We start from the raw sequence: 15991 nt of genomic DNA, 5'->3' as shown, positions 1-15991 counted from the left end.
GTCAGTCATTTTTCGACGCGCAACCTCGGTGGTCAGTTATGAAAGAGCATATTCATCATCTACTTGAACAAACGGTAGCCAATCTCAAGTCCGCAGGCGTCTTGCCGGCCGACCTGGAAGCCCGGGTGCAAGTAGACCGATGCAAGGAGAAGGCTCACGGCGACCTGGCCACCAACCTGGCCATGCTGCTGGCCAAACCGGCCCGCAAGAACCCCCGTGAGCTGGCCGCTGCCATCATAGAGCACCTGCCCGCCTCCGATCTGATCGCCAAGGTCGAGATCGCCGGTCCCGGCTTCATCAACTTCTTCTTCGACCCGAGCTGGCTGGCCGGTCAGGTGGAAGCCATGGTGACCAGTGCCAACGCCAACGTGAAGCTGCCGACCCCGCAAACCGTGGTGGTGGACTACTCCGCCCCCAACGTGGCCAAAGAGATGGCGGTGCACCACATCCGCAGCACAGTCCTCGGTGACGTCGCCGCCCGCGCCCTGGAGTTCCTCGGCCACAAGGTAGTGCGTGCCAACCACATCGGCGACTGGGGCACCCAGTTCGGCATGCTGATCGCCTACCTGGAGAAGATGGCCAACGAGCACGCCTCCGACATGGAGCTCAAGGACCTGGAAGCCTTCTACACCCAGGCCAAGCGTCACTACGACGAAGACGAAGCCTTCGCCGAGCGCGCGCGCAACTACGTGGTCAAGCTGCAGGGTGGCGATGAGTACTGCCGCACCATGTGGAAGAAGCTGGTCGACATGACCATGGAGCAGAACCAGCGCAACTACGATCGCCTGAACATCTCCCTGTCCAACAAGGACATAATGGGCGAGTCCATGTACAACGACATGCTGCCCACTATCGTCACCGACCTGAAGGCCAAGGGCCTGGCGGTCGAGAGCGAAGGGGCGACCGTGGTCTTCCTCGACGAGTTCAAGAACAAGGATGGCGAGCCCATGGGCGTCATCATCCAGAAGAGCGATGGCGGCTTCCTCTACACCACCACCGACATCGCCTGTGCCAAGTACCGTTACGAGAGCCTGGGCGCCGACCGTGTCATGTACTTCATCGACTCCCGTCAGCACCAGCACCTGATGCAGGCCTGGACCATCACCCGCAAGGCGGGCTATGTGCCGGAATCCGTGCCGCTTGAGCACCACGCCTTCGGCATGATGCTGGGCAAGGACGGCCGCCCCTACAAGACCCGCTCCGGCGGCACCGTCAAGCTGGTCGATCTGCTGAACGAAGCCGAAGAGCGCGCCAGTGCCCTGCTGGAGAGCCGCAACAGCGATCTCAGCGCAGAAGACAAGGCCAAGGTGGTGCACGCCATCGCCATGGGCGCAGTCAAGTATGCGGATCTCTCCAAGAACCGCACCACAGACTACATCTTCGACTGGGACATGATGCTGTCGTTTGAAGGCAACACTGCCCCTTACCTGCAGTACGCCTACACCCGCATCCAGTCCATCTTCCGCAAGGCGAACATAGATGCCGAGGCCCTGACCGGCCACGTGACCCTAAACGAAGAGGCGGAAGAGGTGCTGGCCCAGAAGCTGATCCAGTTCTCCGACGCGGTCAACGGCGTGGCGGACAAGGGCATGCCGCACCTGCTGTGCACCTATCTGTACGAGCTGTCCGGCAACTTCATGACCTTCTACGAAGCCTGCCCGATCAACAAGGACGGCGTGGACGAAGCGACCCGCAACAGCCGCCTGCTGCTGTGCGCCGCCACCGCCAAGGTGCTCAAGCTGGGCCTGGGCGTGCTGGGCATCCACACCCTGGAGCGCATGTAATAGATGGCGACCCGGGATTACGTCGGCAACAGCCCGAGACGACGGGCCGGTGGTCGTAACATCAAGAAAGCGGCACCTCGCCGCTTTCCTGTTATCCCGGCACTGCTGGCCGGGGCCCTGGTCGTCGGCTTTGGCGCCTTCCTTTACCTGATCAACGGCAAGGGGGCTGATGCCCCCACCATAGAAGAGCAGGTGAAGGCCAACAAACCCAAGGCACAGGGCAATACCCTGCCCCAGGAGAAGTGGAGCTACATAGAGCGGCTGGAGAACAAGCAGGTGGACATCATAGAGCCGCCGCCCCAGCCGGGCGTGCTGCCGCCTCCGCCTGCCGAGACCCTCACCCTGCAACCCGAGAAGCTGCCGCAGCCGGTACCGACCGAGATCCCCCAACCGGGGACCCCCCTAGGTCAGGTGAAGCCCTTCCAGCCGCAGCCGGTGCAACCGACCAAGCCGGCCACCGGTGCCCCGGTCGCCAGCGCCCAAGAGCAGGTGATCGACCAGAAGGCCGAGCGTGAGCGGATGGAGCGGGAGATCCGTGCCGAACTGGAGCGGGAACGCGCCGAGGCCGCCAAGGCCAAGGCGGCGACCCAGACGGCGGCAGCCGACGGCGGTCGTTACATGATGCAGTGTGCCGCCCTGCGCTCGCAGGATTCCGCCGAATCGCTCAAGGCACGCATCGCCTTCGGCGCCGGCCTCTCCTCCAGCCTGCAGGTGGTCAATGGCGCCAATGGCACCGTCTACAAGGTGATGGTGGGCCCCTTCAGCGGCAAGGCGGCCGTCGATGCGGCCAACCGCAAGCTGCAGAGCTCCGGCATCAGCGGCTGCATTCCCAAGAAAGGCTAGCCGCACAGCCAATCAAGAAGGGCCGGGGGACAACCCCGGCCCTTCTCCTTTCGACTCCCCTCTCCCTCGCCGGCATGGCCTCCCCCTTTCTCCCGACAACAGGCAGGCTTGAAAAGCCGGTTTGCCATCCCCATCTTTCTTGCCATGCACAGTCCGGCCGTCATTCGGCTCAAGCGAGGTAAGTAAAGTGACTACCATAGTTTCCGTCCGCCGCAACGGCCAGGTCGTGATCGGCGGTGATGGCCAGGTCTCCCTCGGCAACACCGTCATGAAGGGCAACGCCCGCAAGGTTCATCGTCTCTACAACGGCAAGGTGCTGGCAGGTTTTGCCGGCGGCACCGCCGACGCCTTCACCCTGCTCGAGCGCTTCGAAGCCAAACTGCAGGCCCATCAGGGCAACCTGGAACGCGCCGCCGTGGCGCTGGCCAAGGACTGGCGCACCGATCGCGCCCTGCGCCGCCTCGAGGCCCTGCTGGCCGTGGCCGACGAGCACAAATCCTTCATCATCACCGGCAACGGTGACGTGGTGCAGCCGGAGCATGACCTGATCGCCATCGGCAGCGGCGGCAACTTCGCCCAGTCCGCCGCCATCGCCCTGCTGGAAAACACCGATCTGGATGCCAGGACCATAGTCGAGAAGTCCCTCAAGATTGCGGGCGACATCTGCGTCTTCACCAACGGCAACCACACCATCGAAGTGCTGGACTACAGCGCCAAGTAAGGGCGCCCGTCAGCCAACTCATTCTCCAAGGGGTGGGCCCTGCCCGCCCCGGATACAGGAACTCCATCATGTCCGAGATGACCCCGAGAGAAATAGTCCACGAGCTGGACAGACACATCATCGGTCAGGCCGATGCCAAGCGTGCGGTGGCCGTGGCCCTGCGCAACCGCTGGCGCCGGATGCAGCTCAGCGAAGAGATGCGCCATGAAGTGACCCCGAAAAACATCCTGATGATAGGCCCGACCGGGGTTGGCAAGACCGAGATCGCCCGTCGTCTGGCCAAGCTCGCCAACGCCCCCTTCATCAAGGTGGAAGCGACCAAGTTCACCGAAGTGGGCTATGTTGGCAAGGAAGTGGACAGCATCATCCGCGATCTCACCGATGTCGCCATCAAGCTGGTGCGCGAGACCGAGATGGAGAAGATGAAATACCGCGCCGAGGAAGCCGCCGAGGAGCGCATCCTCGACGCCCTGCTGCCGAACCCGCGCAACAGCTGGGGCGAGGAGGAGAAGGCCGACAACTCCAACACCCGCCAGATCTTCCGCAAGAAACTGCGGGAAGGTCAGCTGGATGACAAGGAGATAGAGCTGGATCTGGCCGCCACCCCCATGGGCGTCGACATCATGACCCCGCCGGGCATGGAAGAGATGGCCAACCAGCTGCAGGGGCTGTTCCAGAACCTGGGCCAGCAGCAGAAGAAGAAGCGCAAGATCAAGGTCAAGGAGGCCATGAAGGCGCTGATCGAAGAGGAAGCGGCCCGCCTGGTCAACCCGGAAGAGCTGAAGCAGAAAGCCATTGCCGCGGTCGAGAACAACGGCATCGTCTTCCTCGACGAGATCGACAAGATCTGCAAGCGCGGCGAGAGCTCGGGCCCCGATGTATCCCGTGAAGGGGTGCAGCGCGACCTGCTGCCGCTGGTCGAGGGTTGCACCGTCAACACCAAGCACGGCATGGTCAAGACAGACCACATACTGTTCGTCGCCTCCGGCGCCTTCCAGGTGGCCCGTCCGTCGGACCTCATCCCCGAGCTGCAGGGTCGCCTGCCGATCCGGGTCGAGCTGACCGCACTGACTACCCATGACTTCGAGCGGATCCTGACCGAGCCGAACGCCTCCCTGACCGATCAGTACCAGGCGCTGATGGCCACCGAAGGGGTCAAGATCGAGTTCACCCAGGACGGTATCCGCCGTCTGGCCGAGGCGGCCTGGCAGGTCAACGAGCGCACCGAGAACATAGGTGCCCGCCGTCTGCACACAGTGATGGAGCGGCTGATGGAAGACATCTCCTACGACGCCTCCGAGAAGTCCGGCGAGACCTTCGTCATCGACACCGACTACGTCAACGCCCACCTCGGCGCCCTGATCGAGGACGAGGATCTGAGCCGCTACATTCTGTAAGCGCGCCCCCTCCCGATAAAAAACGCCTCCCTCCGCGGAGGCGTTTTTGTATGCGTTTCTGCTCAGGCTCAGGCGCTGACCAGCATCCCCTCCCGGCGGCGACCCACCAGCCAGAGCGCCAGGCCAATCAGCAGGGCGCTCAGGGCGAAGAGGGCCCGGGTGCCGAACACCAGATCGCTGGCCATGGTCAGGCCCTGCTCTCCCACCAGGGCGGCGAACAGGCCGCCGAGCCCGGCCACCCCGGTCAGCTGGCCCAGATTGCGCGACAGGGTCAGCAGACCGGCCACGGCGCCACGGGTCTGCTCACTCGCCCCACCCACCACGGCACTGTTGTTGGCGGTCTGGAACAGGGCATAACCGGCTGTCAGCAGCAGTATGGGCAGCAGGTAGCCGAGCGGGCCGAACTGCCCCGCCGCCCCGGCCAGACCGAGGGCCGCAGTCCCCATGACTGCCAATCCCAACCGGACCACCTGCCGCGCACCCAGCCTGTCCACCAGCCAGCCAGCGGGCATTCCCGTCAGGGCTGCCAGCAGGGGCCCACCCGATATCATCAGGCCGACAGTCCCGAGACTGAGACCGAAGACCCCCCTCAGGTAGAAGGGGCCTATGAGCAGGGTCAGCACCATGACGCTGGCCACCAGGGCGCTGGCGACAAGGCCGTTGCCAAGCCCCGGGGCCCCCCGCAGCGCCAGCGGCAACAGGGGCACAGGGGCGCGGCGCTCGCGGCGAACGAACCAGGCAGTGACCAGCAGGGCCCCCGCCCCCCACCAGAGGGCCAGGGCGCCCCCCAGAGTCAGCGCCAGGCCGTAGCAGAGCAGGGCCGCCACCAGCAGTGACAGGCTCGCGAGGTTCATCTCCTCTTTTTGTGGCGAGGAGCCGTCCCGAGGCAGACCGAGCCGGGCACAGCCCAGCGCCAGCAGGCTGAGGGGCACCAGCAGCAGGAAGGGGGCCTGCCAGCCAAAGCCGGCCGTCAGCAGGCCGCCAAAGGAGGGGCCGAGCGCAGTGCCGCAGGCCGACAGGGTACCGAGCAGCCCCATGCCCCAGCCCCGCCGCGCTGGCGGCACCAGCTGGCCCACCATGGCCAGCGCCAGGGAGAGCATGCAGGCCGCAGCGACCCCCTGCAGGGCACGGGCCGCGATCAGCCAGCCTATGGTCGGCGCCAGGGCACACAGCAACGAGGCCAGCGCAAAGAGCCCCAGCCCCAGGAGCAGCAGGCGACGCCGACCGAACCTGTCCCCCAGTCGGCCGGCCACCACAGTCAGGCAGGTGATCCCCAGCAGATAGGCCACTAGCACCCATTGCAGGCTGGCAAAGGGCACCGCAAAGGCCTGCCCCAGGGCGGGCAGCACCATGTTGGCCAGGCTACCCCCCAACATGGGCAGCAGGGTGGCGAGGCCGAGTGCCAGCAGGCCGAGACGGCGAGCGGCAGGGGTCGGGAGGGGCTTGGGTTCTGACATGGCACTGTCTCCGGCAGAGGATGATGCCACAAGGCTAGCGGGGGGCATGAGTTGGCGGAAGACGCACGACTTGCAGTTTATAGCTGCACGAGACGCCATATGAAGAGAGGGGTTTTCGCGTATGATGAAGCCAACCGACCGTCATGGGTCATCACCCGGGATCCCCGGCTCGGCGAGGGCAATGCCATGAATACCCCCGACTTCAATCTGCTGCTGACCCTGGATGCCCTGCTGGACGAGGGCAGCGTGGCCGGTGCCGCCAGACGACTCTCCTTGAGCCCCTCCGCCATGAGCCGGGCCCTGGCCAGGCTGCGGGAGACCACGGGTGACCCCCTGCTGGTCAGGGCGGGCCGGGGTCTGGTGCCCACGCCGCGTGCACTGGCCCTGCGCGCCCAGGTCAGCCAGCTGGTGCAGGAGGCGCATGCCGTGCTGCGCCCCCAGCAGGAGATAGACCCGGCACGGCTGGTGCGCACCTTCCGCCTGAGATCCAGCGACGGCTTCGTGGAGGCGGTCGGCCCTGCCCTGCTGGCCCGGCTCGCCGCCGAGGCCCCCGGGGTCAGGCTGCACTTTCTGGCCAAGCCCGACAAGGAGAGCCACCCCCTGCGCAGCGGCGAGCTGGATTTCGAAACCGGCGTCATAGGTGCAGAGACGGCGCCCGAGCTGCGCACCCAGGCGCTGTTTCAGGACCACTTCGTCGCCGTGGTGCGTCCGGGCCACCCCCTGTGCGAGGGTACCCTGACCGCCCCCCGCTATGCCGCCGCCCGCCACATACTGGTGTCACGGCGCGGGCTGGAGCAGGGCCCCATAGACGAGGCCCTGGCGCACCTCGGGCTGGCCCGCGAGGTGGCGACCCTGGTCCCCGGCTTTGCCACTGCCCTGGCGCTGGTGCGAGGCAGCGACCTGGTGGCGACGGTGCCCGAGCGGCACTGCGCCGCCCTGCACGCCGATCTGGTGACCCTGCCCCTGCCCTTCCCGCTGGCAGGGATCAGGGTCGCCCTGATCTGGCACCCCAGTCAGGACGCCGACCCGGCTCACCGCTGGCTGCGCACCCTCATCCGCGAGACCTGCGCCCAGGCCCCCTATGGAGTGGACATCAGGGACAGCTGATCCCCCCGGCGGCAGGCACATCCACCTCCCGGCCGCTCGGGGAGCACGGTGCGGCCGCCCGGGATCCCGAGGGCTCCGGCCCGCTGCACCCGCCTTTTCCCTCCTTCACGCAGAGCAGTGATGCACCGCCCGCCTCTTGTTCAAAAAAAAGATCTACCCGCCCTCTTCCCTCGAGTTTATACGAGCGTATAATTTAGATCAAAATCTGTGCAGCAGGAGCCTTGCTAGATGCACCCCACTCGTCAAAAACTGCTCGATACGGGCCTTGCGATCGCCACCGACAAGGGATTGCGCGGCCTCACTGTGCGCGAGCTGGCGGCGGCCGCCGAGGTCAATCTCGGCACCTTCGTCTATCACTTCGGTCACCGCGACGCCTTCATCGACGAGCTGGTGGAGCTCTGGTACGCCCCCCTCTTTGATGAGCTCAAAGCGGTGGCTGCCCGCGGCACCTACCCCTCTGCCCTCGCGACCTTCGAGGCCACCATGGTGGCGGTGATCGCCCTGGTGGCGCGCCAGCGCAGCTTCATCAATCACCTGTTTGGCGATGCCCTGGCCGGCGAGAGCGCGGCCCAGCGCTTTCTGCTGAGCCTGCCGCGCCGCCACCCCCTGCTGCTGCTCGAGCAGGTTCAGAAGGCGCAGGCGGAGGGATCCTTGGTGGCGGGCAACCCGTTGCAGCTGATGATCTTCATCATGGGCTCCGTCGGTCTGCCCCTGGTGATCGCCGGTGGCGGTCGCCAGCTCGGCTGGCTGCCTCCGGAGGCGGCGCCGTTTTTGTCCCAGATAGACAATCCCGAGGCCGCCCGGCAACGCCTGACGTGGGCCCTGCGCGGCCTGCGCCGCTCCGAAGGAGATCCCGCATGAAACAACGCATCGCCATCCTGGCCCTGCTGCTGGCCCTGATCAGCGGCTACCTCTGGTGGCAGGGCCGCCCCCAAGGAGATCCGACATGAAACAACGCATCGCCATCCTGGCAGTGCTGCTGGCCCTGATCGGCGGCTACCTCTGGTGGCAGGGCCGCCCGGCCGACGGCTCCATCCTCTACGGCAACGTCGACATCCGCGATGTGAACCTGGCGTTCAGGGTCGGCGGCAGGGTCAGCGAGGTGCTGGTCGATGAGGGGGACGTCATCAAGGCGGGTCAGCCGCTGGCGCGTCTCGATCCCGTGCCCCTCACCCACCAACGCGACAGCGCCCGAGCCAATCTGGCCGCGATCGAAGCGGCCAACGCCTTGATCCACAAGGGGTATCGCAGGGAAGAGACAGACCGTGCCCGGGCCGAGCTGGCCGCCGCCGAGGCGGCTGCGCTCGAGGCAGAGCAGCAGTGGCGTCGCCAGAGCACATTGGCGGCGACCGGCGCCATCTCCCGTGGCCAGCTCGACAGCGCCCGCTCCCAGCGGGATCAGACCCAGGCCCAGGTGCGCTCCGCCCGCGAGCAGCTCGGCCAGCTCGAGACCGGCTACCGCCCGGAGGAGATAGCCCAGTCCGATGCCCAGCTGCAAGGGGCCAAAGCGGCGCTGGCCAGCGCCGAACTGGCGCTCGCCGACGCCGTGCTGACAACCCCCAGCGACGGCATCCTCCTCACCCGCGCCATCGAGACTGGCAGCATGGTGCAGCCGGGAGCCACCGCCTTCAACCTCTCACTGACCGCGCCTGTCTGGGTGCGCGCCTATGTGGAGGAGCCCTGGCTCGGCCACTTCCCGAGCGGTGCCAAGGTGACCCTTACTACCGACTCAAGGCCGGACAAGCCCTATCAGGGGGTGGTGGGCTTTGTCTCCCCTACCGCCGAGTTCACCCCCAAATCCGTAGAGACGCCGGATCTTCGCACCCACCTGGTCTACCGGCTGCGCATAGTGGTGCAGGATCCTGACTCTGCCCTGCGCCAGGGGATGCCGGTCACCGTCAGGCTGCAGCCATGAACGCCGCCATCCAGCTCGCCGGGGTCACCAAGCGCTTCGGCGAACGGGTGGCCCTCAACGCCATCTCGGCCACCATTCCGAGCGGCGGCATCACGGGCCTGGTGGGGCCGGACGGCGCGGGCAAGAGCACACTGCTGCGCCTGCTGGCCGGTCTGCTGGTACCGGAGGCCGGGGAAATCCGGGTGCTGGGGCTGGATCCGGAGCGCGAGGGGGATGCCCTACGTCAGCGGTTGGGCTACATGCCACAGCAGTTCGGGCTCTACGAGGATCTCAGCGTGCAGGAGAACCTCAACCTCTATGCTGACTTGCGCGGGGTGCTGGAGCCAGAGCGCAGCCCCACCTTCGAGCGCCTGCTCGCCTTCACCGATCTCGCCCGCTTCACCGCACGGCCGGCGGGCAAGCTGTCGGGGGGAATGAAGCAGAAGCTGGGGTTGGCCTGCGCCCTGCTCGGCACCCCGGACGTGCTGCTGCTCGACGAGCCCGGGGTCGGGGTCGATCCCATCTCCCGCCGCGCCCTCTGGAAGATGGTGCGCGAGCTGGCCCAGGGAGGCATGACGGTGCTCTGGAGCACCGCCTACCTCGATGAGGCCGAGCTGTGCGACCACGTGCTGCTGATGGCGGACGGCGAGGTGCGCACCAGCGGCACCCCGGCGACACTCATGGGGGCCATGGCGAGCCGCTGCTGGCTGCTGGAAGCCGGAGAACTGGATGGCCGTGAGCGGCGCGCCCTGCTGCGCCGCGCCCTGGCTCACCCGGCTGTGATGGACGGCACTGTGGCGGGGGAGCGGGTGCGTCTGCTGCTGCACCCGGACCAGATGCCGCCTCCCCTGGCGGAGCTCGGCCTCTCGGAGGGCGGCTTCGTACCGACCCCTGCCCGGCTCGAAGATGCCTTTATCGATCTGCTGGGGGGAGGCCCGGGTGGGGAATCCAGCCTGGCGCAGCTGATGCGCGAGGCCAGCCTGCCCGAGGGGGTCTCCCAGGAGGCGGTGATCGAGGCCCGCCGCCTCACCAAGCGTTTCGGCGATTTCACCGCCACCGACGACGTCAGCTTCGCGGTGCGCCGGGGGGAGATCTTCGGCCTGCTCGGCCCCAACGGTGCGGGCAAGTCCACCACCTTCAAGATGGAGTGCGGCCTGCTGCGCCCAAGCAGCGGGCAGGCGCTGGTGACCGGCATCGATCTGGCCCGCAGCCCCTCGGCGGCGCGTCAGCACCTCGGCTACATGGCCCAGAAGTTCTCCCTCTACAAGCAGCTCACCGTGGCCCAGAACCTGTCGTTCTTCGCCGGCATCTACGGCCTGTTCGGTCGCCAGCAGCAGACGCGCATCGACGCCATGGTGAAGGCGTTCACCCTCGGCCCCTGGCTCGGCCAGCAGACGGAATCCCTGCCCCTTGGCCTGCGCCAGCGCCTGTCCCTCGCCTGCGCCCTGCTCCACGAGCCGCCGCTGCTGTTCCTCGACGAGCCCACCTCGGGGGTCGATCCTGTGACCCGGCGGGAGTTCTGGTCCCACATCAACGCCCTGGCCGATCACGGGGTGACAGTGCTGGTCACCACCCACTTCATGGACGAGGCGGAGTATTGCGACCGCATCGCCCTCATCTACCGAGGCCGCCTGCTGGCACTCGGCACCCCGGACGAACTCAAGGCCAGTGCCGCCGGAGGGGTCACCCTCTCCCTGCCAACCTCTTCATTACCAACGATGGAAGAGGCCTTCATCACGCTGGTCGAGCAGGCCAGCGAGGAGGACGCATGAGCATCAACCGTCGCCGTCTGCTGGCCCTGTGCCACAAGGAGTCCCTGCAAATAGTGCGCGACCCCAGCAGCATCCTGATCGCCTTCATCATGCCGGTTGTGCTGCTGGTGGTGATGGGCTACGCCATCAACCTGGACGTGGACCACCTGCGACTCGGCATCTGGCGCACCGACGGCGGCGCACCGGCCATCCGCCTCGAACAGGCCCTGCGCGGCTCGAACGCCCTTGAGGTGCAGGGCGGTCCGAGCAAGGAGGCGCTGCTCGGCAGCCTTGAGCGCGGCGAGATCCGCGGCCTGCTGGTGATCGACGAGGGGTTCTCCCGTGCCATGGCGGGCCAGGGCGGCGGCACCCCCAGGGTCTTGCTGCTCACCGACGGCTCTGAACCCAACACGGCGAACTTCGTCACCAACTACGTGCAGGGGATCTGGCAGGGGTGGCTCGTCAGGGAGGGCGTCTCCCTGCCGGTGGCGGTGGAGAGCCGCGCCTGGTTCAACCCGGCCCTGGTGAGCCGCAACTTCCTGGTGCCCGGGTCCATCGCCGTGGTGATGACCATCATAGGCGCCCTGCTCACCTCCCTGGTGGTGGCCCGGGAGTGGGAGCGCGGCACCATGGAGGCCCTACTCGCCACCCCGGTGACCAAGACAGAGCTGCTGCTCTCCAAGCTGTTGCCCTACTACGGGCTCGGCATCGCCGCCATGCTCATCTGCCTGCTCTTCTCGGTAGCCGTGATGGGGGTGCCCTGGCGCGGCTCGCTGATCTCCCTGTTCGTGCTCACCACCCTGTTTCTCGGCAGCGCCCTCGGGCTCGGGCTCTTTCTCTCCACAGTGATGCGCAGCCAGTTCAACGCCGCCCAGGCCGCGCTGACGGCGGCGTTTCTGCCGGCCATGATGCTCTCGGGCTTCGTGTTCGAAATCGCCAGCATGCCGCCCCTGTTGCGAGCCATCACCCACCTCATTCCGGCCCGCTACTTCGCGAGCTCGTTGCAGACCCTCTACCAGGCGGGCAACGTGCTCTCCATCCTGCTGGTCAACGGCGTCTGCCTGTTGCTGCTGGCCGCCTTCTGGCTGGCCCTCACCGCCCGCAAGACGCGGCGCACCCTGGAGTAAACATGCTGATCCGACTCTGGTGGCTGATCCGAAAAGAGTTGCAGGCCCTGATGGGCAATACCCAGGGACGCTTCCTGCTCATCATGCCGGTGCTGCTGCAAACGGCCCTCTTCCCCTTCGCCGCCACCCTGGAGGTGACCGGCAACACCCTCGCCATCTACGACCAGGATGGGGGGGTGCAGAGCCGGGAGCTCATCGAGCGCCTCACCCACATGCCCGCCTTCACCACTGTGATGCCGGTGGCGGGCGAGGCTGGGATGACAGATGCCATCACTGGGCAGCAGGCCCTGATCGGCCTCATCATTCCACAGGATTTCTCCCGCCGCCTGGCGCGCGGCGACACTGCCAAGGTGCAGCTGATCATCGACGGGCGCCGCTCCAACGGGGGTCAGGTGGCGGCAGGCTACATCAGCCAGGTGATCGCCCGCTGGCAGAGCGAGGGCAAGGGGCTGCCGGAGCTCACGGTGCGCCACCTCTACAACCCCAACATAGAGTTCAGCTGGCACATACTGCCCTCCCTGGTGGCCATCATCACCACCATTGGCTGCCTCATCGTCACCGCCCTGTCGGTGGCGCGGGAGCGGGAAGAGGGCACCTTCGATCAGCTGCTGGTCTCCCCCCTCACCGCAGGCTGGATCATGGCGGGCAAGGCGGTGCCCGGCATTCTGGTGGCGGTGGGCCAGGGCACCATAGTCGCGTTGGCGGCCCGCTTCCTCTATCAGGTGCCGTTTGGCGGCAGCACCACGCTGCTGATGGCAGGCATGGTCTGCTACGGTCTGGCGCTGGCGGGGATAGGGCTCTTCGTCTCGTCCCTCTGTTCGACCCAGCAGCAGGCGTTTCTCGGGGTCTTCTCCTTCATGGTGCCGGCGGTGATCCTCTCCGGCTACGTCTCCCCCATCGAGAACATGCCGCTGTTGTTCCAGTGGCTGGCGGCCGTGGATCCCCTTAGCCATTTCATCCTGCTGCTCAAGGGAGTCTTCCTCAAGGATCTCGGCTGGTCGGCGGCCTGGCCCCTGCTCTGGCCTCTGCTCGCCATCGCCGGTGTCTCCCTCTCCCTGGCGCTGGCCATGTTCCGCCGCCATATCGCCTGATGACCCGGCCCCTGCCAGGGGTCGGGCCCTTGCCCGCCATACCGGCACTCGACCGGGGCCAGCAGCCACGCCGGGCACGAAAACCGTCAACTGGTATACCCATTTATGTATAAGTTTGAATTCCCTCGAATTACCCCTGAGGAGATATATAAATAGACACTTGATTTGCATCAATCGACCGCCCCCGTCGACTGGGTAGCCTAGCTTCAGAATGATGTTTTATTACTCCAAATCAGAGGCAATCATGAGCAAAGTCAGGCTGGCCGTCATCGGCAACGGCATGGTGGGGCACCGCTTCATCGAAGAGTTGATCGAGCGATCCGATCCGGACCGGTTCGAGATCACCGTCTTCGGTGCAGAACCGCGTCCCGCCTACGATCGTGTCCATCTCTCCTCCTACTTCTCCCACCACACCAGCGAAGATCTCTCCCTCGTCAAACCCGGTTTCTACGAGAAGCACGGCATCCGCCTGCTGCTCGGCGAAGCGGTGAAAAAAATCGACAGGGCAACCCGCGAGGTGCACTCCAACAAGGGCACCGTGGTCGGCTACGACAAGCTGGTGCTGGCCACCGGCTCCTACCCCTGGGTGCCGCCCATCCAGGGCAGTCAGCACCACGAGTGCTTCGTCTATCGCACCATAGAGGATCTGAAAGCCATCCGCAGCGCCGCCAGGAGCGGCAAGAGCGGGGTGGTGATCGGGGGTGGTCTGCTCGGGCTGGAGGCGGCCGGTGCCCTCAAGGCGCTGGGCCTCGAGACCCACGTGGTGGAGTTCGCCCCGGTATTGATGGCGGAGCAGCTCGACGGTCAGGGCGGCCAGCTGCTGCGCCGCAAGATTGAATCCATGGGGGTGCAGGTACACACCAGCAAGAGCACCAGCGAGATCCTGATGCATGGCGGTGAGCAGGCGAAACACCGCCTCGCCTTTGCCGACGGCAGTCAGCTTGAGGTGGACGTGGTGGTCTTCTCCACCGGCATCCGCCCGCAGGACACCCTCGGCCGTTATAGCGAACTGGCCATCGCCGAGCGCGGCGGCGTAGCTGTCGACGATCACTGCCTCACCTCAGACCCCGACATCTATGCCATCGGCGAGTGCGCCGCCTGGCAGGGCCGCTTCTTCGGGCTGGTGGCGCCGGGCTACAAGATGGCCCAGATCACCGTCGACCACCTGCTCGGCGGCGACAGCCGCTTCGAGGGGGCGGACATGAGCGCCAAGCTCAAGCTGCTCGGCGTCTCCGTCGGCTCCATCGGTGATGCCCATGGCCGCACCCCTGGCAGCCACAGCTATGTATTCCAGGATGACCAGGCCGGCGTCTACAAGAAGATAGTGGTGAGCGAAGACAACAGCCGTCTGCTTGGCGCCGTGCTGGTGGGTGACGTGGATGACTACGGCAACCTGCTGCAGCTGATGCTCAACGCCATGCCGCTGCCGAGCCACCCGGACACCCTGATCCTGCCCGCCTACGCCGGGGCCAAGCCGACCCTGGGGGTAGATGCCCTGCCTTCAACCGCCCAAATCTGCTCCTGCTTCGACGTCTCCAAGGGCGACATAGCCCAGGCGGTGGCCGAGGGTCACACCACCCTCGCCGCCATCAAGCAGCACACCAAGGCCGGTACCGGCTGCGGCGGCTGCGTGCCGCTCATCAGCCAGGTGCTCAACGCCGAACTGGTGAAGCAGGGCATAGAGGTCAACAACCACCTCTGCGCCCACTTCCCCCACTCCCGTCAGGAGCTGTTCCACCTGGTCAAGGTGGAAGGGATCAAGAGCTTCGACGAGCTGCTGGCCAGGCATGGTCAGGGCCATGGTTGCGAAGTGTGCAAACCGACCGTCGGCTCCATCCTCGCCTCCTGCTGGAACGAGCATGTGCTGAGCCCGCTGAATACCCAGCTGCAGGACACCAACGACATCTTCCTCGGCAACATGCAAAAAGACGGCAGCTACTCCGTCATCCCGCGCATGGCCGGTGGCGAAGTGACCCCGGAAGGGCTGCTGGCGGTGGCCGAAGTGGCCCGCGACTACAAGCTCTACACCAAGATCACCGGCGCCCAGCGCATCGGCCTGTTCGGCGCCCAGAAGGACGATCTGCCCGCCATCTGGCGCAAATTGCTGGCCGCGGGCTTCGAGACAGGTCAGGCCTACGCCAAGGCGCTGCGCATGGCCAAGACCTGCGTCGGCAGCACCTGGTGCCGCTTCGGCGTACAGGACAGCGTCGGCCTCGGGGTCTTCCTCGAGAACCGCTACAAGGGCATTCGCACCCCGCACAAGATGAAGTTCGGGGTCTCCGGCTGTACCCGTGAATGTGCGGAAGCGCAGGGTAAAGACGTCGGCATCATCGCCACAGACGCGGGCTGGAACCTCTATGTGGGCGGCAACGGCGGCATGAAACCGCGCCACGCGGACCTGCTGGCTTCGGACCTCGACCGCGAGACGTTAGTCCGGTTGATCGACCGCTTTATGATGTTCTACGTCACCAGCGCCGACAAACTGCAGCGCACCTCGGTCTGGCTCGGCAATCTGGAAGGGGGCGTCGACTACCTGCGCGAGGTGATAGTCCACGACAAGCTGGGGCTGGCCGAGACCCTGGAACGCGATATCCAGGTGCTGATCGACAGCTACGAGTGCGAATGGTCGCGCACCCTCAACGAAGAGGAAGCGCTCAAGCGCTTCAGCCACTTCATCAACAGCGACAAGCGCGACCCAGACGTCCAGTTCGTCAGCGAGCGCGACCAACACAGACCCGCGACCCCGGCCGAGCGCATCCCCGTCTACCAGATCGAGGTGGAGACCAAATGATGAAATTAGCCTGTCAACTCAACGACAT

At 66.0% G+C, this 15991-nt stretch carries 12 protein-coding genes; 11 read left to right on the top strand and 1 reads right to left on the bottom strand.

The features are described from left to right. Positions 1-38: 38 nt before the first annotated feature. The 4 genes from argS (at position 39) to hslU (ending at position 4745) form a co-directional block, all read left to right on the top strand. Positions 39-1784, top strand: coding sequence for an arginine--tRNA ligase (gene argS, locus OC537_RS15505; RefSeq protein ID WP_262112577.1), 1746 nt, complete (start codon positions 39-41; stop codon positions 1782-1784). A gap of 3 nt (positions 1785-1787) precedes the next feature. Next, complete coding sequence (locus tag OC537_RS15500) at positions 1788-2627, top strand: SPOR domain-containing protein (RefSeq protein ID WP_106885511.1); 840 nt, start codon at positions 1788-1790, stop codon at positions 2625-2627. Positions 2628-2814: 187 nt separating this feature from the next. Next, entirely contained in the window at positions 2815-3348 is a 534-nt protein-coding gene (hslV, locus tag OC537_RS15495; RefSeq protein ID WP_025328697.1) for an ATP-dependent protease subunit HslV, read from the top strand. 68 nt (positions 3349-3416) lie between these two features. Further along, complete coding sequence (gene hslU, locus OC537_RS15490) at positions 3417-4745, top strand: HslU--HslV peptidase ATPase subunit (protein ID WP_005328414.1); 1329 nt, start codon at positions 3417-3419, stop codon at positions 4743-4745. A gap of 68 nt (positions 4746-4813) precedes the next feature. On the opposite strand, the gene OC537_RS15485 is transcribed toward hslU, so the two are convergent. Beyond that, the gene (locus tag OC537_RS15485; RefSeq protein ID WP_262112574.1) at positions 4814-6202 is read right to left on the bottom strand and encodes an MFS transporter; all 1389 of its coding nucleotides are present in this window, start codon (positions 6200-6202) and stop codon (positions 4814-4816) included. 186 nt (positions 6203-6388) lie between these two features. Here OC537_RS15485 and OC537_RS15480 point away from each other — a divergent pair, with 186 nt between their 5' ends. The 7 genes from OC537_RS15480 to nirB all read left to right on the top strand — a co-directional run bounded on the left by OC537_RS15480 (position 6389) and on the right by nirB (position 15963). Next, positions 6389-7309, top strand: coding sequence for a LysR family transcriptional regulator (locus OC537_RS15480; protein WP_262113318.1), 921 nt, complete (start codon positions 6389-6391; stop codon positions 7307-7309). Positions 7310-7537: 228 nt separating this feature from the next. Then, positions 7538-8170, top strand: coding sequence for a TetR/AcrR family transcriptional regulator (locus OC537_RS15475; protein ID WP_262112573.1), 633 nt, complete (start codon positions 7538-7540; stop codon positions 8168-8170). 85 nt (positions 8171-8255) lie between these two features. Continuing rightward, entirely contained in the window at positions 8256-9224 is a 969-nt protein-coding gene (gene hlyD, locus OC537_RS15470) for a secretion protein HlyD (protein ID WP_262112572.1), read from the top strand. Then, a complete protein-coding gene (locus OC537_RS15465) occupies positions 9221-10975 on the top strand; it encodes an ATP-binding cassette domain-containing protein (protein WP_262112571.1) in 1755 nt (584 codons plus the stop codon). The genes hlyD and OC537_RS15465 overlap by 4 nt, the downstream gene beginning before the upstream one ends. Beyond that, positions 10972-12081, top strand: coding sequence for an ABC transporter permease (locus OC537_RS15460; RefSeq protein ID WP_111910865.1), 1110 nt, complete (start codon positions 10972-10974; stop codon positions 12079-12081). Before OC537_RS15465 ends, OC537_RS15460 begins: the two co-directional genes overlap by 4 nt. Positions 12082-12083: 2 nt before the next feature. After that, a complete protein-coding gene (locus OC537_RS15455; RefSeq protein ID WP_262112568.1) occupies positions 12084-13172 on the top strand; it encodes an ABC transporter permease in 1089 nt (362 codons plus the stop codon). Positions 13173-13416: 244 nt separating this feature from the next. After that, positions 13417-15963, top strand: a complete 2547-nt coding sequence (gene nirB, locus OC537_RS15450) for a nitrite reductase large subunit NirB (RefSeq protein WP_262112566.1) — start codon at positions 13417-13419, stop codon at positions 15961-15963. The last annotated feature ends 28 nt before the right edge of the window (positions 15964-15991 follow it).

The organism is Aeromonas sp. Marseille-Q5825 (assembly GCF_946892685.1).
GTDB classification, from domain to species: Bacteria; Pseudomonadota; Gammaproteobacteria; order Enterobacterales; family Aeromonadaceae; genus Aeromonas; species Aeromonas rivipollensis.
The sequence above is the reverse complement of the archived record's forward strand: the minus strand, read 5'-3'. Positions and strand labels throughout refer to the sequence as shown.

Excerpts from the sequence above, each read along its gene's own strand:
- OC537_RS15460 (WP_111910865.1), top strand. The coding sequence starts at position 10,972 with ATGAGCATCAACCGTCGCCGTCTGCTGGCCCTGTGCCACAAGGAGTCC.
- nirB (WP_262112566.1), top strand. The coding sequence starts at position 13,417 with ATGAGCAAAGTCAGGCTGGCCGTCATCGGCAACGGCATGGTGGGGCAC.
- hslU (WP_005328414.1), top strand. The coding sequence starts at position 3,417 with ATGTCCGAGATGACCCCGAGAGAAATAGTCCACGAGCTGGACAGACAC.
- OC537_RS15465 (WP_262112571.1), top strand. The coding sequence starts at position 9,221 with ATGAACGCCGCCATCCAGCTCGCCGGGGTCACCAAGCGCTTCGGCGAA.
- OC537_RS15475 (WP_262112573.1), top strand. The coding sequence starts at position 7,538 with ATGCACCCCACTCGTCAAAAACTGCTCGATACGGGCCTTGCGATCGCC.
- OC537_RS15455 (WP_262112568.1), top strand. The coding sequence starts at position 12,084 with ATGCTGATCCGACTCTGGTGGCTGATCCGAAAAGAGTTGCAGGCCCTG.
- OC537_RS15500 (WP_106885511.1), top strand. The coding sequence starts at position 1,788 with ATGGCGACCCGGGATTACGTCGGCAACAGCCCGAGACGACGGGCCGGT.
- hlyD (WP_262112572.1), top strand. The coding sequence starts at position 8,256 with ATGAAACAACGCATCGCCATCCTGGCAGTGCTGCTGGCCCTGATCGGC.
- OC537_RS15485 (WP_262112574.1), bottom strand. The coding sequence starts at position 6,202 with ATGTCAGAACCCAAGCCCCTCCCGACCCCTGCCGCTCGCCGTCTCGGC.
- OC537_RS15480 (WP_262113318.1), top strand. The coding sequence starts at position 6,389 with ATGAATACCCCCGACTTCAATCTGCTGCTGACCCTGGATGCCCTGCTG.
- argS (WP_262112577.1), top strand. The coding sequence starts at position 39 with ATGAAAGAGCATATTCATCATCTACTTGAACAAACGGTAGCCAATCTC.